Raw genomic sequence first — 379 nt, forward strand, 5'->3', positions numbered from 1 at the left:
CCCGGCCGGGGGCGGTTCGGGCAAGGCGATCCGCCCCGCCCTGGTGCTCGCCGCGGCCTCCGCCCTGGGCGGGCCCGTGGCCCGGGCGTCCGCGGTCCGGGCGGCCGCCGCCGTGGAACTGGTCCACAACTTCACGCTGCTGCACGACGACGTGATGGACCGGGACACCACCCGTCGCCACCGGCCCACCGCCTGGACGGTGTTCGGGGACGCCGACGCGATCCTCGCCGGGGACGCCCTCCAGGCGCTCGCCCTGCGAATGCTCGCCGAGGACCCCCACCCGGCGGCCTCGGCGGCGGCGGCCCGGCTCGCGGACTGCGTGGTCGAGCTGTGCGCGGGGCAGCACGCCGACACGGCCATGGAGCGGCGGGGCCCCCCC

Annotated in this window: 1 pseudogene; it reads left to right on the forward strand. The window is 79.4% G+C overall.

Features of this window, described 5'->3' with window-relative positions:
- Window positions 1-379, forward strand: a pseudogene (locus B7767_RS40560) (polyprenyl synthetase family protein); the annotation flags it as partial.

This window comes from Streptomyces sp. 13-12-16, from assembly GCF_002114215.1.
Classification (GTDB): Bacteria; Actinomycetota; Actinomycetes; order Streptomycetales; family Streptomycetaceae; genus Streptomyces.